Origin of the sequence: Croceitalea dokdonensis DOKDO 023, assembly GCF_001306415.1 — a bacterium.
In the GTDB taxonomy this organism is placed as follows: Bacteria; Bacteroidota; Bacteroidia; order Flavobacteriales; family Flavobacteriaceae; genus Croceitalea; species Croceitalea dokdonensis.
The window spans coordinates 320,070-342,946 of sequence record NZ_LDJX01000002.1 but is presented as its reverse complement, the minus strand read 5'-3'; the positions used below and the strand labels follow the sequence as shown (position 1 = coordinate 342,946).

17 protein-coding genes are annotated in these 22,877 nt (G+C 42.8%); 12 read left to right on the top strand and 5 right to left on the bottom strand.

Annotated features, from left to right (window positions below; translation table 11 throughout):
• From I595_RS05005 to I595_RS04960, 10 genes are all read left to right on the top strand, one after another.
• Positions 1 to 1,284 carry a BatA domain-containing protein gene (locus tag I595_RS05005; RefSeq protein ID WP_054558294.1) on the top strand — a complete coding sequence of 428 codons (1,284 nt, stop codon included), beginning with the start codon at positions 1 to 3 and terminating at the stop codon, positions 1,282 to 1,284.
• A complete protein-coding gene (locus I595_RS05000) occupies positions 1,281 to 3,533 on the top strand; it encodes a hypothetical protein (protein WP_054558293.1) in 2,253 nt (750 codons plus the stop codon). The genes I595_RS05005 and I595_RS05000 overlap by 4 nt, the downstream gene beginning before the upstream one ends.
• Positions 3,523 to 5,256, top strand: coding sequence for a hypothetical protein (locus I595_RS04995; protein ID WP_054558292.1), 1,734 nt, complete (start codon positions 3,523 to 3,525; stop codon positions 5,254 to 5,256). Before I595_RS05000 ends, I595_RS04995 begins: the two co-directional genes overlap by 11 nt.
• Before the next feature lie 39 nt (positions 5,257 to 5,295).
• Positions 5,296 to 6,024, top strand: a complete 729-nt coding sequence (locus I595_RS04990; RefSeq protein WP_054558291.1) for a type III pantothenate kinase — start codon at positions 5,296 to 5,298, stop codon at positions 6,022 to 6,024.
• Positions 6,025 to 7,302, top strand: a complete 1,278-nt coding sequence (locus I595_RS04985) for a BamG family beta-barrel-assembly machinery protein (protein WP_054558290.1) — start codon at positions 6,025 to 6,027, stop codon at positions 7,300 to 7,302.
• Between the two features lie 102 nt (positions 7,303 to 7,404).
• Complete coding sequence (locus tag I595_RS04980; protein ID WP_054558289.1) at positions 7,405 to 8,775, top strand: tetratricopeptide repeat protein; 1,371 nt, start codon at positions 7,405 to 7,407, stop codon at positions 8,773 to 8,775.
• Positions 8,776 to 8,777: 2 nt separating this feature from the next.
• Positions 8,778 to 9,380, top strand: a complete 603-nt coding sequence (lptC, locus tag I595_RS04975) for an LPS export ABC transporter periplasmic protein LptC (protein ID WP_054558288.1) — start codon at positions 8,778 to 8,780, stop codon at positions 9,378 to 9,380.
• Position 9,381: 1 nt separating this feature from the next.
• Positions 9,382 to 9,588 carry a hypothetical protein gene (locus tag I595_RS17505; protein ID WP_054558287.1) on the top strand — a complete coding sequence of 69 codons (207 nt, stop codon included), beginning with the start codon at positions 9,382 to 9,384 and terminating at the stop codon, positions 9,586 to 9,588.
• 3 nt (positions 9,589 to 9,591) lie between these two features.
• Positions 9,592 to 10,881, top strand: coding sequence for a hemolysin family protein (locus tag I595_RS04965; RefSeq protein ID WP_083467498.1), 1,290 nt, complete (start codon positions 9,592 to 9,594; stop codon positions 10,879 to 10,881).
• Positions 10,882 to 10,986: 105 nt separating this feature from the next.
• Positions 10,987 to 13,107, top strand: a complete 2,121-nt coding sequence (locus I595_RS04960) for a peptidylprolyl isomerase (RefSeq protein ID WP_054558285.1) — start codon at positions 10,987 to 10,989, stop codon at positions 13,105 to 13,107.
• Here the strand turns inward: I595_RS04960 and I595_RS04955 are convergent.
• Positions 13,104 to 14,012, bottom strand: a complete 909-nt coding sequence (locus tag I595_RS04955) for a GYDIA family GHMP kinase (protein WP_054558284.1) — start codon at positions 14,010 to 14,012, stop codon at positions 13,104 to 13,106. The genes I595_RS04960 and I595_RS04955 overlap by 4 nt on opposite strands.
• Positions 14,012 to 15,328: a hydroxymethylglutaryl-CoA reductase, degradative gene (locus I595_RS04950; protein ID WP_054558283.1), complete on the bottom strand. Its 1,317-nt coding sequence runs from the start codon at positions 15,326 to 15,328 to the stop codon at positions 14,012 to 14,014. The genes I595_RS04955 and I595_RS04950 overlap by 1 nt, the downstream gene beginning before the upstream one ends.
• 131 nt (positions 15,329 to 15,459) lie before the next feature.
• Here I595_RS04950 and I595_RS04945 point away from each other — a divergent pair, with 131 nt between their 5' ends.
• Both I595_RS04945 and I595_RS04940 read left to right on the top strand, forming a co-directional pair.
• Positions 15,460 to 17,619, top strand: coding sequence for a S9 family peptidase (locus I595_RS04945; protein WP_054558282.1), 2,160 nt, complete (start codon positions 15,460 to 15,462; stop codon positions 17,617 to 17,619).
• A gap of 18 nt (positions 17,620 to 17,637) precedes the next feature.
• Positions 17,638 to 19,173: a peptide MFS transporter gene (locus I595_RS04940; RefSeq protein WP_054558281.1), complete on the top strand. Its 1,536-nt coding sequence runs from the start codon at positions 17,638 to 17,640 to the stop codon at positions 19,171 to 19,173.
• Here I595_RS04940 and I595_RS04935 read toward each other — a convergent pair.
• The 3 genes from I595_RS04935 to lpxB are packed head-to-tail and all read right to left on the bottom strand — an operon-like array spanning position 19,170 to position 22,875.
• Positions 19,170 to 21,191, bottom strand: coding sequence for a ComEC/Rec2 family competence protein (locus I595_RS04935; protein ID WP_054558280.1), 2,022 nt, complete (start codon positions 21,189 to 21,191; stop codon positions 19,170 to 19,172). The genes I595_RS04940 and I595_RS04935 overlap by 4 nt on opposite strands.
• On the bottom strand, positions 21,191 to 21,733 hold the full coding sequence (locus I595_RS04930; RefSeq protein WP_054558279.1) for a C40 family peptidase: 543 nt from the start codon (positions 21,731 to 21,733) through the stop codon (positions 21,191 to 21,193). Before I595_RS04930 ends, I595_RS04935 begins: the two co-directional genes overlap by 1 nt.
• Before the next feature lie 32 nt (positions 21,734 to 21,765).
• Positions 21,766 to 22,875, bottom strand: coding sequence for a lipid-A-disaccharide synthase (lpxB, locus tag I595_RS04925; protein WP_054558278.1), 1,110 nt, complete (start codon positions 22,873 to 22,875; stop codon positions 21,766 to 21,768).
• Between the last annotated feature and the right edge of the window lie 2 nt (positions 22,876 to 22,877).

The following is a 22,877-nucleotide window of genomic DNA, read 5'->3' as shown; positions in this document are numbered from 1 at the left end:
ATGAACCTTCTCCAACCTACATATCTCTGGTGGATAATGGCATTGGCAGTGCCACTTGCCATTCATTTATTGCATCGGGGCAAAGCCAAAACCGTAAAGGTAGGTTCTGTGAAGTTTTTAAAAAGAGACGAGAACAATAGGAACAGGAATGTAAGGTTAAATGAACTTTTTCTATTGCTGCTCCGCAGTTTAATGGTGGTTTTAGTGGTGTTGCTCATCTGTGGCCCTGAGTTCAAAAGAATAACAAAAAGGGAAGCTCTATCCTATTTTGTCGCCCCGGAGGTACTAAAGGATAAGGCCTTGGGGGTATTTTTGGATTCCGTTGCATCGGAACATCCCGTAAAGCTTTTTACCCATGGCTTTCCCCAATGGGATGCAGATAATTTACCGGATTCATCCAGCGACGGATTGGATTATTGGCAACTCGCAAGGGCGTTGGATGGGTATCCATCGGATAGTGTGGTCATTTTTACCAAAGGGTATGTTTCCAGGGTAAAAGGTAACCGGCCAAAAATAGCGGCCAACATCAGATGGGTGGTATTGGAAGAGAAAGAATCTAACGAAAGATATGTGGGCGCCGTGGAGAGCCAAGTGGGTTTTAATTTGGTAAAACAGCACATGACTAGGGAACGTACATGGTTCCAAATTCGCCCTATTTCTAGAAAGGATGCCATTGTGCAGACCATAAAGAAAGATAGCCTGCAATTAAAAGGACATTCCCCAATCCCTATAATCAACAAGGACACTATCAAGGTGGCTTTTACTGCCCATTCGGATTTTGAGACGGAACAGGATTTTTTTTCATCCGCGATAAAGGCTATATCAAGCTATACCGGGCAACCTATCCGTTTTGATGTGGTTACCGATGCCAACAATAAAATGGGCCAAATGGCTTATGATGTGCACATCCATTTAGGTGAAAAAATGGTATTGGGTAATACGGTGAACACCATTACCTTTGAGCTGGATAGCTTGCAAAATAAGCTGTTTCAACAGGGAAGAACCGCAAACCACTGGATATTGAACAAACGCCTCACCATGGGGAATGTGCTAAAGCAAGATTTGGTAGGGCATTTGCTAGAAATACTGCCATTGGCCATAAGCTCCCAAAACCTAAAAACAGACAAAAGACAGTTGGCAGAAGCGGAGCTTCAGGTTTCAAGGGTAAAGGACCTTAAACCCACAAAAACCATGCAGCGGGCAGACATAACGCCTTGGTTATGGTTGGTCTTGCTTGTGGTCATTCTTTTGGAACGCATCATCGCTAAACTGAGAAAACAATGACAACGGAGTTCCGATACCTTAACGGTTTGGTTGCCAAGTGGCGGACATTACATTGGCTACAGCTGTTCTTGCTTGCCCTGGGTACTGGTTTGTGCGTTTTGTTTGTGACCCAAAATTTGATTTGGGCAAGCTTCTGGTTCACCCTAACCTTTGCTGTGTTTGCAATTCTTAAAAAACCTTGGAAACTTTCCTTGAAGCAACTGTGCAGAACGTTGGATGCCCAGCTTCCCATACTGGAGTACAGCACGGAACTATTGCTGCAAAATTCAAAAGATTTGTCCGTAGTGGCACAATTGCAGCAACAAAAAGTGGCAGAACGCCTTGGACGGGTAAAACAAGATATTAGACTGGAGCATCGGTTGGGCCTTTTTGGGCTTATTGCGGTCCTATTGGCAGGCCTGGGCTATGGCTTATACCGTGCTGGGGTAACCTTGGATTTTAGTCCCGCCCAAACCAAAGTCCCCATGGAAAATAACATTTCCTTTATACCCATGGATGCTGTTGATACCCTTACTAAAGCACCCACGTTAACCAGTCAGCAAGTGCACATCCGTTATCCAAAGTATACCAAATTGGCCCCGAAAGTAAGTTCCGAAATGAATATCCAAGTCTTAGAGGGGTCAACAGTTTCTTGGCAATTACAGTTTGATGCTCCTGTGGATACCGTTTGGTTACAGATTGATGAGGACAGCCAACCCATGAAAAATAATGAAAATGTGTTCTCCATTGCCCACCAAGTTCAAAATTCCGCGGTGTACAATTTTAAATTCCAAGATGGCACAGGACGGCACTACCTATCTGAGGTTTACGCACTACAAATGATGTCCGATGTTCCACCGGAAATAAGCATTCCAGAACTAAGGCAATTCAGCAGTTTTGAATATGACCAGCCTGCCATCCTACAATTTACCTGTAAGATAACAGATGATTTTGGCATAGCCGATGCAGCCATTGTGGCTACGGTAAGCAAGGGCTCTGGGGAATCGGTAAAGTTTCGGGAAGCGCGTTTGGCCTTTGATGATCAAATAGCGGTTGGGGCCAAGACCATTAGCTTAAACAAACAAATCGACTTAAAAAAAATGAAAATGGAAATGGGAGACGAACTCTATTTTTATGTGGAGGCCAAGGACGCTAAAACCCCCCGTCCCAATATTGCGCGGAGCGAAACCTATTTTGCGGTCATAAAGGACACCCTAACCGATGTGTTTTCCGTAGAGAGTACCATGGCGGCAGATTTGATGCCAGATTATTTTAGAAGTCAGCGTCAACTGATTCTGGATACGGAAAAACTCATCAAGCAACGAGGAAAAATTAAGGCACAAGAGTTTAATTTTACCAGTAACGAGCTTGGTTATGACCAAAAAGCGCTTCGCTTAAAATACGGTAGGTTTATGGGTGATGAATCAGAGGTGGTAGGTTCCAGTGAAGCGGTACAAATGGGCTCGGTTAAAGATGGTGGCTTGGATGCTTATACGCATGACCATGATGGCGATAATGAACATCATTTGGTTGAGGAGGAGCATGACCACGATCATGACCATGACCACGAACACGATCATGATGATGGGAACACTGCAGGAAATGGACAAGGGCAGGCCGATCCCTTGGAAGCCTATGTGCACAACCACAGCGACCCCGAAGCGTCTACCTTATTTGCCAAATCATTAAAGGCCATGCTCAAAGAGGCCATGAGGGAAATGTGGGATGCAGAACTTTATTTAAGGTTGTATGAACCAGAGAAATCCCTCCCCTACCAATACAAGGCCTTAAAGCGTATTCAAGAAATTAAGAACAGTGCCCGCATTTACGTGCATCGTATTGGTTTTGACCCGCCTCCCATAAAGGAAACCAAGCGATTAACAGGAGATTTGGACAAAATTGGGAATGTGAGGAGGATTTCCGAACCAGAATTGGAAGATAATGCCAAGCATATAAAATATGCCCTGAAAAGCCTTGACCCCATTTTTGCAAAAGGCACCGTGTCCAAAGAAGAGCAACACCTGTTTGTAAATGCAGGGAATGAACTGGCCCGGTTGGCCATTGAACAACCCGGAAAGTATTTACAGGCCCTGCAGTATTTAAAACTTTTGTCTCAGGCAGAGGACATCAGCGATGTAAATTTTAAGCTGCTTGCCCAACAATTGTACGATGCCATTCCCAATAAACCCATTGCGCCAAAACAAGGCCGTGTTCCTGCCAACACCATGAACCAACTTTTTCTTGAACAGTTAAGCATCCATGGACAGTAGTATAGAATTCACTACGGCCTATCCTTTATGGATAGTAATCCTGGGCGCATTGCTCCTTTGGATGGGTTTTCTGTGGAAAGAGTGGCAGGGATGGGCAGATCAACATTTTTGGCTACATAGCCTGGTATCCCTTTTGGCAGTTTTTGCGTTGGCGGCCATTGCTTTAAGGCCCGCTTTGTCCCATAAAACGGAAGATGCCGTAGTCCTGCAAACCGATGGATATCAAGAATCGCAATTAGATAGTTTAATGGCAGCCAAGCCTGGGCTTGAACCCTTGGTATATGTACCTGGGAAGAATATCCGGGAACAGGTCAAGGATGTTAGCACCGTTTTTGTGATAGGGGATGGGTTGGCTTCTTCTGATTTTGGCCAAATAGCGGATAAAAATGTGGTATTGCTGCCAAATAAGTTGCCCCAAGGAGTACAGGAAGTTTTCTACAGCAATCAGTTGGTAGCAGGAGATACGCTGAGCCTTAGCGGATACTATCAAAATACAGGACGGAACAGTACTTTGGTGTTGACCGATGGTACTGGAACAGCCCTAGATTCTATAGTGGTACACCAAGCCAAAAAAACGGGATTTCAACTAAAAACCGTCACCAAAACAGCAGGGAATTTTGTGTACCGCCTGCTAGAAAAGAATGGTACCGGGGAGGTGCTTCGCCAAGAGCCTATTCCTTTTAGAGTGCATGAACCAGAAAAAATGAGGGTGGTTATCCTCAATGAATTCCCATCATTTGAAACCAAGTACCTTAAGAATTTTTTGGCGGAAGAAGGGCATGAGGTCATGGTAAGAAGTCAAATTACAAACAAGAAATATAAGTTTGAATATCTTAACACCTCCCAAATGCCACTATATCGGCTTACGGAAGAAGTATTGGCCAATGTTGATATCCTGCTGGTGGATACCGAGACTTTTTTGGGTTTTTCAAGAAGTACCAAGGGGATACTGGACCATGCCGTTAAAAATGGATTGGGCCTTTTTCTACAGCCCAGCGAACGGCTTTTGACCGCATCAAGCAATCATTTGTCACAAATGCTATCCAAGGTCAATGGGCCTAAAAGCGCTACCATGGGTTTGTTAGGGTCCAAAGTGGAAAAGTACCCTTTTACAATAGGCAGGCCAACACAGGCAACAGAAATGCAAATTGGTACCTATGGAGTGGTTTTTCAGCAAGGTCAAGGAAGGATGGCCACTACAATACTGCGTAACACCTTTCAACTAAAATTAAAAGGAGAATCGGATACCTACCGCCAAATATGGACATCCTTACTGGAAAGTGTGGCAAAACAGGAACAGGCTACAATCCATTTTAACGACCACACCAATTTTGCTTTTTTGGGCCGTCCATTTACGATAGGGCTTCAATCCCAAAAAAGCCCCAAGATGCAACATGGAGACGGGTACCTCATTGCGGTATCGCAACATCCGGAAAATAGGGAACAATGGTCTGCCACCACCATTCCAAAGAAAATAGGATGGAACACGGTCTCGGTGGAGCAGGATTCCTTGGCTACCTATAGCTATTATGTGATGGAACCTAACCATTGGCAAACAGTGCAACGTTTTCAGAGGAACCGTGTCAACCGTAGGTTTTTTGCGAATGGAAACAAAGTGGAGGCAATGAATGTGGTGTACCGTGAAATTCCGCTGTACTGGTTTTTTATGTTGTTCTTGGGGTGTTCTGCTTATTTGTGGCTGTACCCTAAATTGGGAAGATAAGGTGCTCTAAGCTGTTGGGAATAATAGTAAATTTGATGCATGAACTTGGTTGTAGATATTGGAAATACAAGGATAAAACAGGCCGTTTTTGAGAAAGGTAAGTTGTTGTACCAGCATCAATTTGAAGCCTCCCAATTTCTGGAAAAAACAAAATCCGTTTTTGAGGTTTACCCCAACATCACGGATGCCATTATATCTTCCGTGAAACCTTTACAAAACAAAGAGGTGGAACTGCTTTCCCTATTTTGTAAGGTACATGTGCTATCAGCGTCTTCTAAGCTTCCTTTTTTCAATGAGTACGCAACACCGCAAAGTTTGGGCGTGGACCGCATTGCATTGGCCGCTGCGGCGCACTGTTTATATCCACAAAAAGAAGTTTTGGTCATTGATGCTGGAACTTGTATCACTTTTGACTTTGTGGATGGCCACGGTGCGTATTTAGGTGGGTCTATTTCACCGGGAATGATGATGCGGTACAGGGCCATGCATCAGCAGACGGCAAAACTACCGTTGCTGGAGCCTTTGGAGACCAAAGGTTTGATTGGTAATACCACTGAAACAAGCATGCATTTTGGCGTCATTAACGGCATTGTATGTGAAATAGATGGGATTATAGACCGTTACCAAGCCCAATATGGTTATTTAACAGTTATTTTAACAGGCGGCGACGTTCATTTTTTTGAGAAACGCTTAAAAAATTCCATATTTGCCAACTCGAATTTTCTCTTGGAGGGGCTTAATTTCCTGCTAGAACACAATAAAAACTAGATGGTTAAAAATTCTTTGATTGCACTTGCGTTGCTCCTTTTTACCGGCGCATTTGCTCAAAATGGTACAATCTCTCCGTATTCTTATTTTGGCTTTGGAGATTCCCGTGCACAGGGAACGGTAGAAAACCAGATGATGGGTGGTCTGCAGATGTACGCGGATAGCATCCACATTAACCTAAGGAACCCAGCGGCGTATTCAAAACTAAGGTTAACGGCCTATGCTGCTGGAATATCCAGAACCGAGTTGCGATTAAAAGATGCCTTTGATGTGCAAAGGACCGCCATCACCAATCTGGAATACCTCGCCATAGGATTGCCACTTTCCCAAAAAATGGGATTGGGTTTTGGTTTAATGCCCTTTTCATCCGTAGGCTACAGTGTAACATCCCAAAGTATCAACCCAGATGGCCTGGAAATCAATAATGCCTTTAGTGGAAGCGGTGGTCTTAACCGAGTTTATTTTTCCTTTGGTTATGCCCCAGCCAAAAACCTAAGTTTGGGCGCAACGGTGAATTACAATTTTGGAACCTTGGAATTTGATCGTCTTCAGACGGTGGAGAACGTATTGTTTGGCACCAGGGATTTTAGGCAATCCAGGATAAATGGTTTCGATTTTAATTACGCCCTTAACTATACCCCAAAAATTAAGGAAAAATATACGCTGTTCACCCATATCGGGGTCAACACCCAAGTAAATTTGGTTTCTAAGAATTCGGAACAGTTGAGTTCTTTTTCCGTTGCCAACGGCACAAATATTGAGACCGTTGAGGTAAACCTGGATCAAAATAATTTGCGCAATACAGAATTAAAGATTCCTACCGTAACAACAATAGGCCTTGGTTTTGGTGAGGATAAACAATGGTTTTTGGGCACGGAGTACAGTTTACAGGGATTTAGCTCTTTTACCAATGATTTTTTGGGTCAGGACAACGTGCAATATGCAGATGCCAGTAGCATCGCCTTTGGGGGGTATTTTATCCCGGATTACAGGTCTATTTCCAGTTACTTGAACAGGATTACCTACCGCGCAGGATTACGGTATGATGAAACAGGTTTACTGGTGAACGGTAAAGAGATAAATAATTTTGGCATAACTTTTGGGCTAGGGTTACCACTGACCGGTGTAGGACCCGCGGCCTTTTCTAATTTAAACCTTGGATTTGAACTCGGAAGACGCGGAACCACAGATGCAGGATTGGTAGAGGAAAGCTACTTTAAAATAAACGTAGGCCTCTCCTTAAATGACAGGTGGTTTATTAAACGTAGAATAAATTAATAACCATAATTTTTGGGAAATCGCAATAATCCGTTGTGATATCGATGAATGACCAACCAGTTTTAGAAAAATTTGTACATTGAAACACTTAAAATTAACACGATGAAAAAGACACTTTACTTAACAATAATCGCAGTATGCATGTCGATGGGTTTAAGTAATGCCCAGGCCCAGAATCCTGAGTGTATGACCAATCTCTCCATTTTCGCGGAACATGCCAAAGTAAAAAACTATGATGCTGCTTATGAACCATGGAAAATGGTATGGAACACGTGTCCAGACTTGAACAAGGCTACCTTTAGCTACGGTGAGCGTATTCTTAAGCATAAGATCAAAAATTCCTCTGGGGCAGACAAGGACGGTCACGAACAAGATTTGATGAAGTTGTATGATGATAGCCACAAGTACTTTCCTGCAAAATTCTCAAAAGTAGATGTGCTAACCGATAAAGCCAATTACAAGAGCGATAATAACTTGGCCTCCGATGAGCAATTGTATGATATGATAAAGCCCCTTTTTGATTCTGATCTAAAAAGTTTCAAAAACCCTAAAGTGCTTTATATTTATTTTTCTTCCTTGGTTAACCTGCACAATGCAGGGAAAAAGGATTTGCAAGAAGTGTTTGACGTGTACGATGACGTTACCGAACAAAATGAGGTGATCAATAAATCCTACACGGACAGGATCAATACTTATTTACAAAAAGAAGAGGCCGGGACATTAACCAGCAAGGATAAGAGAAATCTTGGAGTATACACCCGTAACTCGGAATTATTGGGTAAAGTTTCAGGTAGTATTGATGCTAAATTAGGGCAGTTGGCAGATTGTGAGAATTTGATTCCACTTTACAATAAATCTTTTGACAGTAAAAAGAACGATGTGCAATGGGTGAAAAAAGCGGTAAGCAGGATGTTCAGTAAGGAATGTACGGACGACCCATTGTTCAGTAAAATGGTAGAGGTACAGGCAGAATTAGATCCCTCCGCAGATGTTTACGTGTACTTGGGGACCTTAAAGTCCAAAGCCAATGATAAAAATGGCGCCATTGCGGATTTTAACAAGGCGGTAGAATTGGAGACGGATAATTTTAAAAAATCTAGAATCTTATACAGAATTGCCACCATCGTAAGAAGGAGCAGTAAATCCCAAGCAAGAAACTATGCCCAAAAGGCTATTGATGCCAACCCATCCAATGGTAGGGCGTATCTGTTGATTGCCAACCTGTATGCGGGCAGTGCCAATGATTGTGGTAGTACCGTGTTTGAAAAGCGCGCCATTTATTGGAAAGCGGCAGAAATGGCAAGAAGGGCCGGACGTGTGGATCCATCGTTAAAAGGAAGGGCCAACCAAACTGCAGCGAGTTATGAGGCAAAGGCTCCGGACAAGACCATGATTTTTAATGCAGATATGTCCGGGAAGACGGTTACCTTTAGTTGTTGGGTTGGTGGTAGTGTTAAAGTGCCAAACCTATAAGGGTGAACAAACTAAAAACATATCAAATTAAGATATCCATTGCCACGGCCTCTGCCGTGGCAATACTTTTTGTGGGTTGTGGAGACAATTACAAACGCGTGGGCCAAGAGGCGGCTACCACCATTTATCCACAAGGAGTGGCAAGAAACTTTACCCTTACCTATACGGAGGCCAAAAAGGAAATGTCCTCTTTGGATTCTGCGGAAACCCGGGTCATTGCCATACTTAAAAGCCCTTTGAACAAGGATTTTGATAATTTGGAATTTCAGTACAAAGAGTTTCCAGAAGGTCTTCAGGTAGATTTTTTTGACGAGAAAAATCAAAAAAGTGTCATCACCGCAGACTATGGTATTATATACTCACAGACCAATCTTATAGATTTACAGGGAAATGTGGTCATCACGGCACATGATGGTAAAAAGTTGGAAGCCCCACAATTGTACTGGGACCGAAAGAACAAATGGATTTTTACGCAAGAAAAATTTACCTACACCAATCCAGAGGACGGCACCATTATGGATGGCGAAGGAATGGATTTTAATAGGGAATTCACATTTTTTAATGCCCATAAAACATATGGGTTAATGACGATTAAAGAAAACTGATATGGTTAAATTGTTAAGGTATACAGAATACGTTTATTTGGTGGTAGCGGTTTTATCGGTGTATAAAATTGTGGCCTTGTGGTCTACAGAACCTAAGGAAACGTATATATTCATTTTTTTTGCCATCGTTTCGTTAGGGATGTTTTTTTTCAGGAGGAAGTACAGAAAAAAGTTTGAGGCACGTTCCAAGAACAATGATAACCGCTAACACTTGGGAACATCCTTAACCATAATCATCCTTGCCCTGCTCTTTTCCGGATTCTTTTCGGGAATGGAGATTGCTTTTGTTTCTGCTAACCGCATCCATATAGAACTGGAAAAGAAACAAGGGGGCTTTTTGGCCAAGGTATTGGGTTGGCTTACGGAAAAACCTTCCAAGTTTATAGCTACCATGCTTATCGGAAATAATATTGCCCTGGTCATTTATGGTTTTTTTATGGGAGACATGCTTATGGATTGGTTTGCGGCGTGGTACCCCACCTCGTCAAATACCATAAATCTTTTTTTAACGGATTTTAGTTTACTTACACAAACGGTCATCTCCACCATCCTAATTTTATTGACGGCGGAGTTTTTGCCCAAAGTGCTCTTTCAGATTTACTCCAACAGTCTGCTCAAGTTTTTTGCGGTACCGGCCTATCTTTTTTTTCTATTGTTTTCCGGTATTTCTTGGTGGGTCATCAAAGTTTCCGACTTTATTCTAAAGACTTTTTTTAAAACCGATGGTGACGAGGTGCAATTGGCCTTTACAAAAATAGAGTTGGGAGATTATATTACGGAGCAAATGGAATCTGTTGAGGAACAGGATGAAGTGGATTCGGAAATTCAGTTATTTCAAAACGCCCTTGAGTTTTCCGAGGTTAAGGCTAGAGAGGTGATGGTGCCGCGCACGGAAATCGTTGCGGTGGAGCTGCATGAAACCCCAAAAAACCTTATTGCCCTATTTTCAGATACCGGTCTCTCCAAAATATTGGTGTACAAGGAGACTATTGATGAGATTATAGGATACGTGCATTCCTATGAATTATTCAAAAAACCCAAGACAATAAAAAGTATTTTGTTGCCGGTGGAGCTGGTACCGGAAACCATGCTTATCCATGATATTTTAAACGTGCTGACCAAAAAACGAAAAAGTATTGCGGTGGTCTTGGATGAGTATGGAGGTACCTCTGGGATGATTACAGTAGAGGATATTGTGGAAGAATTGTTTGGCGAGATAGAAGATGAACATGATACCACGGATTATTTGGAGGAGCGGGTAGATGAGAACAATTTTAAATTTTCAGCACGCTTGGAAGTGGACTATATCAATGAGACTTTTAAGTTGGAACTTCCAGAAAGTGACGAGTATGAAACGCTAGGTGGTTTGATAACGAACGAAACGGAACAGATACCGGAAAAGAACGAAGAGATTATCATTGACCGGTTTAAATTTAAGATTCTTGAGGTTTCCAATAATAAAATTGATTCGGTTGGCCTTGAAATCCTTGACGGGGACTAAATCCACCTAACCATCCAAAGGCTGATACCCCCATTATTTAGCTTTCCTAATTCAAAAGAAAATAGTAATTTCGCCCACTGAATTTTAGCATAAAGCAGAAGGTAAATGGCAATATTAGAGAATATTAGAAAGCGAACCACGGTCTTGATTTTGATTATAGGGTTGGCATTGTTCGCATTTGTAATTTCAGGTGTTTTCACCAGCAATGATTTTTCCGGCGGAAAAGTGGGTTCTGCCGTAGCGGAGGTGAACGGTGAGGCAATTTCAATAGATGCATTTAGAAGAAAAGTGGAGCAGGCCTCAAGACAGTATGGCCCTAATTTTTCATCTACGCAATTGGTGAACAAGGTTTTTGACCAAGAGGTGAAAAGCGCCATTCTTTCCCAGCAGTTTCAGGACCTGGGTATAGATGTGGAAAGTGACCAGATTATAGAATTCATAAAAAATACAGGATATGCCCAGGACCCAACTTTCCATGATGATAACGGCGTTTTTAATGAAGAAGTTTTCAAGAGAACCATAGCAGACTGGAAGGAAACCAATCCGCTTGCTTATGATAACTGGTTAAATATAGAAAACCAAATTATGCAGTCTGCCAAGGAACAGATGTATTATAACTTGGTCAAGGCTGGCGTTGGTGCAACCTTGACCGAGGGTCAGTTTGACTATAAGTTGGCCAATGAAAAGGTAGACTTACAGTTTGTCCGTATTCCTTACAGTTCCATTCCAGATAGTACCGTTCAGGTATCCAAGGATGAAATAAAAGCGTACATTAAAGAGCACGAGGATGATTTTAAGCAGGAAGAGGCAAGGGATGTGCGTTTTGTTTTCTTTGAGGAGAAGCCCTCTTTAGAGGATGAGAATGCCATAAAGAACGCGGTGACCCAACTAATGGAAGATAGCGAGGAGTATAACGAAGATCGTGATACCACATACACCATTGCCGGTTTTAGGAACACCAAGGATATGGCCGCCTTCTTGGATAGAAATTCTGATACAAAGTTCGATACCATTTATAAAGCCAAGGCAGAATTGCCAGCGGTTGCCGCAGACACCTTAATGGCCTTGCCTGTTGGTGCAGTTTACGGACCTTACAGGGATGGTGATAGTTTTAAGGTTAGTAAAATCATGGATGCCAAGCCCAACGGAAGCGTTAAGGCTAGTCATATTTTAATTGCTTACGAGGGTGCGGAACGGGCAAACCCGGATATAAAAAGAACTAAGGAAGAAGCGGCGGCAGAAGCTAAAAGACTTTTTGCCGAGGCCAAAAAATCAGGTGTGGAGTTTACCACCTTGGCAAGGGAAAACTCTGACGGGCCTTCTGCTCCGAGAGGAGGCGATTTAGGGTATTTCCAAGAGGGAATCATGGCAGATGAATTCAACGATTTTTGCTTTGGTAATGACGTAGGGGATATTGGTCTGGTAGAAACACAATTTGGTTTTCATGTCATTAAAATAGATGATAAACGTAATCTTTTACAGGTAGCTACCTTATCGCGTGCCATTGAGGCATCTGAGGAAACCATCAATACCTTGTTTACCAACGCCACTAAGTTTGAAATGGCCGCGGTAGATGCAGAGGCCGAAAATTTTGATGATATCGCCAAGGAAAGTGAGTTGACTGTCCGCCCCGTGAACAAGCTCAAAGCTATGGATGAGAACCTTCCAGGTCTTTCTGCGCAACGATCCATCGTCCAATGGGCATTTAATGAGGATACCAATGTAGGGGATATCAAAAGGTTTGATTTGGCCGAGGGTTATGCCATAGTACAATTGACCAAAATGCATAAAGGAGGGCTGATGACATCAGAGGATGCATCTCCACAGGTGCTACCTATTTTAAGAAAGAAAAAGAAAGCGGAACGTATTATTGCAGAGAACAAGGGCAGAAATATGGATGAGGTCATGGCCAATAACGGCGTTACCAAGTCTACGGCCACGGCAGTTACCAGAAAGTCACCAACACTTGCCGGTGCAGGTCGCGAGCCAATGGTAGTGGGTACTGCTTTTGGACTGGATGAAGGTCAGACTTCAGCATTGATAGAGGGCCAAAGTGGGGTATTTATGGTTACCGTTACCAAGAAAACCCCTGCAACAGAGCTCCCCAATTTTAGCACTTTTGCCAATACATTGACCACCAATAATAGAAATGCGGTCAATACAAGCGTTTATAATGCCTTAAAAGAGAAAGCGGAAATAGAGGATAGCAGGGCAATTTTTTATTAAAGCACCATATGCTCAAAAGGGATAACCGTATGGAAACCCTTGGCTAGAAAATAGCCAGGGGTTTTTTCATTCCCCGTGGCCAGCACAAAATCGCCGCCCCAAGCGCCTAGACTTTTTATGGTTCCCTCAAAATCGGGAAATAGACGTGTCTGCACCCTAGGGATTTGCAAAACTTCCGATAACAGTTGCTCGTGTTCAACCAGAAGTCGTTCAAATTCATCTAAGGTTTTGGCATGCAGAATGGTGTGGGTCAGGCTAGAAATCCGTCGCACCAGTTCCGTTTTAGCTATGGGCTGAGCCCGGTAGTTCTTTATTGCTTTACGGCTGTCTTGTTTTTGATTCAGGTAGACAAAAAATAGTTTATCTGCAAAAACTGGTTTAAAAACCGTGGGAACGATCCGTACACTTTTCTTTTTCAATTCAAATATAAGCGGGGTCTTGGCAGTTGCACAGGCTAGGTCGTACCCGCTGCCTCCAAACGTATGTTGCAGCAGTTGGTAAGGATCTACCTGTCCCCATAGTGCTATATTGGTGATAAGGGTAGAGGAGGTGCCTAGCCCCCAGTTGCGCTCAAAGGTTAATACGGTCTTTATGCAATAACCAGTGGCATCCATTAAAAATGTTGGGTTCTGTTCCCGTACCTGTTGGAGAATCAACGTAAGGGTCTCTGCCACCTTAAAATCATTGGTGGTAATGATCTTAAGTTCAGGGATGGCCAGTTCCGCAGTGAACCAACAGCTTCCATCCACATTAAAACTTTGCCAAGACAATTTGGGTTCATTTGACGGTGTAACGGAAAGTGACTGTCCAAATTTGGTGGGAAGTGCCAGTGCCTCCGCCCCATCCAAGACGGCATATTCCCCTGTTAACAATAATTTTCCATTGCTGTAAAATTCTTTTGCCATTAAGACTTTCTAAGATTCTCTAAGGCCTCCCTTGCAGCTGCATTGCTTACGGTATGGGTTTTGAAATGGGTCACCAAGGCCTTTTTCTCTGCTTCGTTTGCCCCTAGGGAGTTGAGTAAGTTCAATAAGTGCATTTTCATATGCCCCTTTTGTATGCCCGTGGTGACCAAAGAGCGCAATGCCGCAAAGTTTTGGGCCAACCCTGCCACGGCAACAATTTGCATGAGTTCTTTGGCCGTTGGGTGCTTTAAGATTTCTAGGGAAAGTTTTACCATGGGGTGTAATGAGGTAAGTCCGCCAACCGTTCCCAAGGCAAGGGGAACTTCTAGCCAAAAATGAAAAATACCGTTGGTAATTTCTGCGTTGGTAAGGCTGGAATAACTCCCGTCCTTGGATGCATAGGCGTGAACACCTGCCTCAATGGCCCTGAAATCATTGCCCGTAGCCAAAATAACAGCATCAATACCGTTCATTATCCCCTTGTTGTGGGTTACCGCCCGGTGAGGTTCTGCTTTGGCTATATTCACTGCCTGCACCATTTTTTTAGCGAAGGTCTCATTGCCTATTTCGCCCTCTTGAAGTTGATCAATGGGACAAGATACTTCTGCCCTTACCGTGCAGTGGGGCACGTAATTGCTCAAGATACTCATCACAACCTCAATATTCCGTTCCTTTTCCGTGAATTCTGAATAGGTCAAAGCCTCTTTTTTAAGGGTTTTGGCAAATTGTTCCAAACAGGAGTTGATAAAATTTGCCCCCATGGCATCTAGCGTCTCAAACGTACAGTGTAATTGGTAATAACCCTCTAGTTTACCGCTAAGATCCCTAAGCTCAATGGCGGAAATGCCACCGCCACGCTTTTCCATGCTTTTTGTTATCCCAGCGGCATCTGTTCTAAAATTGTCTTGGATAAGGTCTATAAAGGACTGGAGTTTTTGCTTTTCACCGTAATACATAAAATGTACTTGTCCCACTTTTTCCGTACCAAGGACCGTGGTCTGGAAACCGCCCTTATCCAGCCAAAATTTGGCTGCCTTGCTGGCTGCCGCCACCACAGAACTTTCCTCAATGGCCATGGGTATGGCATACAAGCTATTGTTGATTAGAAAATTAGGGGCAATGGCAAAGGGCAGGTAATAGTTAGAAAGGGTATTCTCAATAAACTCGTCGTGTATTTTTTGAACACCGGCATCCTGGTTCCAGTAGCGCGTTAAAAGTGATTTTGTGGCCTCTGGGTCAGCCGTATATGCTGTAGCGAGCCAGTCTATCTTCTCTTGTTTTGAAAGCTTGGAAAAACCTTCTATTGGGGTATGCATTTGAATTCTTTAAGGCGATAAAGATACGAATTACCAAATCTGCTCCCATAGCTCCTAAGTAAATCTCCGGCAAAGTTTAGTATTCAATAAATAATTAGTAAACTTGATGGTTTTAATGGTACGGATTAATTATGGGAAAATATCGTTTTTTATGTGTTTTAGTACTTGTTGGCACTATACTGGCCCAAGGCCAAAAGAACAAGATAGAACTGGAGGATATTTGGAACGGCACCTTTAGCACCCAAGGGATGGATGTGCTGCGTTCCATGAAGAATGGCAAGCAGTATACCGTACTTAATCTAGATAGGGGAACCAAGGTTAGTAGGGTAGATACCTACGATTACCAAACGCTCAAAAAAACAAAAACCTTGGTAAGCTCTGGAGGGGACATTCCGTTTTTTACCTCCTATGAATTCAGTGAAGATGAATCAAAATTAATTTTGGCCACAGCGGTAAAACCTATTTTTAGACGCTCCAGGCGGGGCATTTATTATGTCTATGATTTAGGGGACAAACAGCTCACTAAAATTTCTGAACGGGAAATACAGGAACCAGAGCTTTCTCCGGATGGTTCCAAAGTGGCATATGCCTTGGACAATAATCTGTATATATTGGATTTGGAAACCAAGGAAGTCCTACAGCTAACCAATGACGGGGCGTATGGGAAAATAATCAATGGCGTTACAGATTGGGTCTATGAAGAGGAATTTGGATACGTACAAGCCTTTGAATGGAACAGTGACGGCACCCAAATTGCATTTATACGCTTTGATGAAACCAATGTACCACAGTTTTCCATGGACGTGTACGGCAATGAACTTTACCAGACGCAATACGAATTTAAATATCCCAAAGCAGGGGAGGACAACGCCAAGGTTTCCTTACATCTCTTTGATGTTGAAAAAGGGATAAAGATCAATGTGGATTTAGGGAACCCCTATTACATACCAAGAATAAAATGGATGAACCACCCTCATTATCTTAGTGTGCAGACCATGAACCGTCACCAAAACGTTTTACAACTGCACGGGGTGAACGCCAAAACAAACACCGTTTCCCTTTTATTGGAAGAAAAGGATGATGCCTATGTGGATGTTCATGATAACCTAACCTTCTTGGCCAATGATAGTTTTATCTGGACTAGCGAAAAAGATGGCTATAACCACCTATATCTCTATGATGAAGCGGGTAACCTCATGAACCAGATTACCAAGGGAGATTGGGAGGTCACCAAATACTACGGCTACGACCAAGAAAACGACCGTATTTATTACCAGTCTACTGAAAATGGCTCCATTAACCGCGGTATTTACAGCATATCTTCAGGCGGTTTGGACAAAAAGGCCCTTGCCGTTGATAGTGGCACCAATTCAGCAGATTTTAGTGCGGACTATTCCTATTTTATCAACACTTTTTCCAATGCCAAAACACCCACTCGTTATACTTTATACAAAGCATCCAACGGAGAGAAAATAATGGGGATAAAGGATAATCAGGCATTGCTTGATAAACTTGAGCGATATCAAATTGTCCCAAAAGAATTCGCCACGATAAACATCAATGGCAATGACCTTAATATGTGGATGATGAAACCTGCCGATTTTGACGAATCAAAAAAATATCCATTATTCATGTTCCAGTACAGCGGACCGGGTAGCCAGCAGGTGGCCAACCGCTGGATGGGCAGCAATGATTACTGGCACCAAGTGTTGGTTGCAGAAGGGTATGTTGTCGCCTGTGTAGATGGTAGGGGCACCGGGTATAAGGGCCGCGATTTTAAAAAAGTGACCCAAAAAGAATTGGGTAAGTTGGAAGTAGAGGACCAAATTGCAGCAGCTAAAAAGTTGAGTGAACGTTCCTATATTGATGAAGGGAGAACCGGTATTTGGGGATGGAGTTACGGTGGCTTTATGTCCACCAACTGTATTCTAAAGGGGAATGATGTGTTTGAGTTGGCCATTGCCGTGGCACCAGTGACCAGCTGGCGTTTTTACGATACCATTTACACGGAACGCTATATGCAGACCCCACAAGAAAATGCCAGTGGCTATGATGACAACAGCCCCTTTAATTACCCAGAATTGCTAAAAGGCGATTATTTATTGGTGCACGGCAGTGGCGATGATAATGTACATGTGCAAAATTCCATGCGAATGATAGAGGCTTTGGTCCAGGCCAACAAACAGTTTGAATGGGCCATTTACCCTGATAAAAACCATGGCATTTATGGGGGTAATACCAGACTGCACCTGTATACCAAAATGACCAATTTCATCAAGGAAAAATTATAAACCAAAACCAACTAAGATATGTCAGAAGTAGTTAAAACGCCCAATTCTAATGAGATTTTTGGACATCCTAAGGGATTGTTTTATCTGTTTTTTGCAGAATTGTGGGAGCGCTTTAGCTTTTATGGGATGCGTGCTTTGCTTACCCTTTACATGGTCCAGGTCATTTTTGAAGCGCTAACGGAAAGGGATTTTGCAACGGCAGCGGTCTATGCTTCATATGGCTCGTTGGTTTATGCCTCAACCGTAATAGGTGGCCGTATCTCCGATAAAATATTAGGAATGCGCAATTCTATTTTCTTAGGTGGTGTTCTTATGTCAATAGGGCATTTTGTCCTTGCCATAGAAAATAACGTTGCCTTCTTCTTGGCCTTATCCTTCATTATTGTTGGGAACGGTTTTTTTAAGCCTAACATCTCCACTTTTGTAGGAACGTTATATGCAGAAGGAGATACCAGAAAGGACAGCGGATTTACCATATTCTATATGGGTATTAATATTGGTGGGTGGGTAGCGCCATTGTTATGTGGTTGGTTGGCCGCCAAATACGGCTGGCATTATGGTTTCGGATTGGCTGGTATTGGAATGTTAACGGGACTGATTGTTTTTTGGAGTGGAATACGTAAAGGAGTATTTGGCGAAAACGGAATGCCACCTACAGACAGTAAAATAGACCAAAAAATTCTTGGGATTCCGCAAAGATATATTATCCCAATTTTAGCGTTTGCCTCCGCTCCATTGATAGCTTATTTGCTCTCAGCATACAAATCTTTAGGTGTTGAAGGCAGTTTTTTTGAAGACCAGAATATTGTGAATGTTATTTTTAAGGCAATTGGTATAGCTATTTTGGTTTATCTGGGCTTTATCATGTATCAGGCAACTTTGGAAGAACGTAAAAAGTTGTTTGTAGCCGTATTGATTACTGTTTTTATGACGGTTTTTTGGGGTTTTCATGAGCTTTCAGGTAGTGTAATCACTTTATTTGCTGCACGGAATATTGATTTAGAAGGCATCATGTCCGCATCGCAAACCAATTCTTTAAACTCCATGTGGATTATTATTCTAGCTATTCCCATTTCATTAATGTGGACCAAGTTGGCCAAAAGGAAAAAGAATCCAAGAACACCATACAAATTTGGTTTGGGATTGTTGTTTGCAGGTATTAGCTTTTATATTTTGGCCCTTAGCCAAAACAGTGCCAATGAAGCTGGGCTTGTACCTTTTGCCTATTTGTTGCTCATGTATTTCTTGCTTTCTGTTGGTGAACTTTTTATGTCACCTGTTGGACTTTCTAAAATAACCGATTTGTCGCCCAAAAGAATCGTGGCGTTTATGATGGGGGTTTGGTTTTTATCCTCTGCATTCGCATTTCAAGTAGTGGGCTTTATAGGGAAGCAATTGGCCATTGAAAGCACCGATGCCAATGTAGGAGGGTTTGATACTTTAAATGTCTATACAGAGGGTTTTGAATTAATAGCTTACTATTCAATTGGTGCAGGGCTCCTTGTTTTGTTGGCCTCGCCGTTTATCAAGAAGTTGATGGGTAACGTGCACTAGTCTATGATATCAATTACAAAAGCTCCCTTTTCTCCAGTATAGTGAAAAGGGATGTTTTTTTTAGTACTGGTCATTTTCCATTGTTCCACAACATTGTTATAATTACTCCCGTCCGCAATAATTTGTTTGGGTTGTATAGAATCCAATAGCCGTTCAAAGTTGATTTTTGGGGAGTTGGTCAGAACGAGATAATCGGCGGATTTTGGTCGTGGATAAACCCCCAAACTGTCCATAAGGTATAATTTTTGATGCCCTATACGGTAAGCGTTGTGTAGGCTGTCCGTAACTATAGAGTCTATCCTCGCTTTAATGGCATAATTTTCCAGAAGATAATCCAACCTTGCGTTGGACCCGTGAAATACGGTAAGCCAATTTTGCCCATGATGCATTAAAATGCTTCCTTTTACTTGGTGTGCAATAATCAATTGGTGGGTCTGTTGTTGCTGGTGTCGGGTGTAAAGCGCATGTCCCAGAAATAGGATGATGCTTCCAAGAATTAGCGCCAGAGGCTTAAATCTAAATTTTTGTAGAAGGCTTACCAACGCTATAATACCCACGTATGCCAATACCAGTTGAAATCCATCAAACGAAATTTTCTGGAACAAAAAATCCTCTTGAGACGCTACTACATGCACAACCGCATTCATCCAACCGATCATAGTATTGTAAACGGTAACAAGAATGGCCGGTAATTGACCTATAGCGGTAAGAAAAATAACGAAGGCGCCAAAACCCAGTACCAGCCCTAAAAAAGGAACGATGACCAAATTGGAAACAAAGAACAGTGATGGGAATTGGTGAAAGTAAAAAAGGCTTATGGGCAACACCCCCAATTGTGCCGCACAGCTTACGCTCAACAATTGCCAGCCTTTTCTCAGTATGCTATTTTTGGGCCGGTACCATCGTTGCAGTTTTGGATAAAGCCATACAATGGCAAAAACAGCGGCATAACTCATTTGAAAACCTACCTGAAAAAGGAACATGGGTGAGACCAACAGGATAAAAAAGAGGGAAAGTGCAATACTATTGAAGGTACTCGTTGGCCTATTTAGCTGCATTGCGTATGCCACAAAGGAAAACATGGTTACCGCCCGTACCACCGAGGGTGACAAGCCTGCAATACACGCAAAAGCCCAAAGGATGGTAATAATCAACACAGTTTTTAGCGTCTTTCCGTGGGTGATATGATTTAGTGGGGCGAGTAAGAATTGCAAGAGCAAAAGAAAAATACCAATATGAAGTCCAGAGACCGCCAAAATATGCACTGCCCCTGCGTTTTTGTAGTCATTATACGTTCCTTCATCTATGTTATCTCGCTGTCCCAATAAAAGTGCCTGTATGACCCCAAGTTCTTTTTGCCCAAAAGCGTGTTCCCGTAGCTTGGTGATCACGTGGTTCCGGAGGTCGGCAGCATAACCTTTGATTGTCCTATCTCTTTGTTGCAACGGGACAACATCACCAGAATTTACCCGTAATTGGTGATATATTCCTTGGGTTGCCATATGGCGGGAATAATCAAATTGATGCGGGTTCTTTGGCTGCGGGATCGGTGCAACGGTTCCAAAGGACAGTAACTCATCGTCTACCTTAAACCTCGTTGGAGCACTATCCCTGGGCATGGAAAATAAAAGTTCCCCGGTAGTTGGCGAGCTGTCTACTTTGTGAACCTTTGCTATATATCTTAGGGTGTAAGCATTGGGTTTTAAGATGTCTCGTATTTTTAAGTGATAGACTGTTCTTTCAGTACTGGCCCGCATACTAAAATGCGTTGGGTAGTTTATGGGCTGGGCCATGGTATATACCAAAACGCCTAGTAAGATGGTGGTTAAGAAAGAACATAAGGTAAACCAAGGCACTCCTTTTCTGGTTTGCTTTTGCAACAATGCCCCTAAAAGGACAAAAATAAGGGTGAAACCAATCCAGACCGTCTTGATATTTGGTTGCGTGAGCTGGCCCAATAAAATGCCAAACATCAGGCATAGGGAAAGTTTTACGGATGCAAGGCGAAATAGCCGCATTACAAGATTCTAGTAGCTTTTACAAAAGCTGAATTCCAGTAGCCTTCCCTGAGCGACGAGACAATCACACCTCGGGAGGTAGAAGCATGTATAAATTTAATGTCGTCCCCATCAACTGAGACCACCAGACCCACGTGGTTTATTTTTTTGCCCCGCTTTCTGGTTTTAAAAAAAAGTAAATCGCCTTTTTGTGCCTTAACCAATCCAATGCGTTTACCCTCATTGGCCATTGCAGTGGAAACCCTTGGAAAAATAATATCGTTTTCTTGTAAGGCCACATAGATCAATCCAGAACAATCCATCCCTTTTTTTGTGGTACCTCCATACCGGTAGCGGGTGCCCGTAAATTTCATGGCGCTTTCAACAATGGCGTCAGCAAGAAGATTTTGAGGATGGTTTTTAGAAGGTTCCTTGGCATTCCCATTTGGATTCTCTGAAGCGGCTACGGTAATGGTTGGAGTGGTACCATAGGTGGTCCTTTTTTTGCCAAAACAACCCACCAATAGCAGCGAGAAAAGTAAGACGGAAAATTTTTTAGACATGTAACGGCAGCATTGCTTCTTGTATGCTAAAGTTACGCATTTTTGATAATCAAGCTCGCCACTTTATCACTGGCCCCGGCACCCCCAAGTTTTTGGATGAGCGACGTGTAGCCTTTAATGATGTTTTCCCGTCCTGGGCCACGGAGTGTTTTTTGGAGTTCATTGATGAGGTTGTTGGTATGTAATTCTTCTTGAATCAATTCTTTGACCACCTCCGTATCCATGATGAGGTTCACCAATGAAATATACTTAAGGGTTATGATTCGTTTAGCAATTTGGTAAGATAACCAACTGCCCTTGTAACAAACCACTTGTGGCACTTTAAACAAAGCGGTCTCTAGCGTTGCGGTGCCACTTGTTACCAATGCGGCATGGGAATGACTTAAAAGGGAGTAGGTGTCATTGGAAACAAAGCCTACCGTTTGGGCATTGGTGAAAGGGGCATAGAATTCCATGGGCAAGCTGGGTGCGCCCGCGATAACAAATTGGTATTTTCTGAAATTGCCAATGACGGAAAGCATAATGGTAAGCATCTTTTCCACCTCCTGTTTTCGGCTGCCCGGTAATAGGGCAATTATTGGCCTCTCTAAATCCAGTTGATTGGTTTTTCTAAAGTGCTGGTCTTCCGTTATGGGGGTATTGGCAATGGCATCCAACAGCGGGTGTCCAACAAAATCTACCTCCATACCGTATTTGGCATAGAATGCTTTCTCAAACGGCAATATTACGTACATCTGGTCTATGTCCCTTTTGATTTTCTTCACCCTCCCCGCTCTGGAGGCCCAAACCTGTGGAGAAATATAGTAGTTGGTGGTATACCTGTGTTGCTTTGCCCATTTGGCAATACGCAGGTTAAATCCAGAGAAATCAATAAAAATAATCACATCGGGTTTAAAGGCGGTAATATCCTCTTTGCAGAACCGTATGTTTTTAAAAATGGCTGGGATGTTTTTTAAGACTTCGGCAAAGCCCATAAAGGACATGGTCTTATAGTGTTTGGCCAAATGCCCGCCTGCTTGTTCCATTAAATCACCGCCCCAGCATCTAATATTGGCCGCCGTATCCTGTTTTAACAGCGCTTTTATCAAATTGGACCCATGTAGGTCACCAGAAGCTTCACCGGCAATGATATAATAGTTCATGC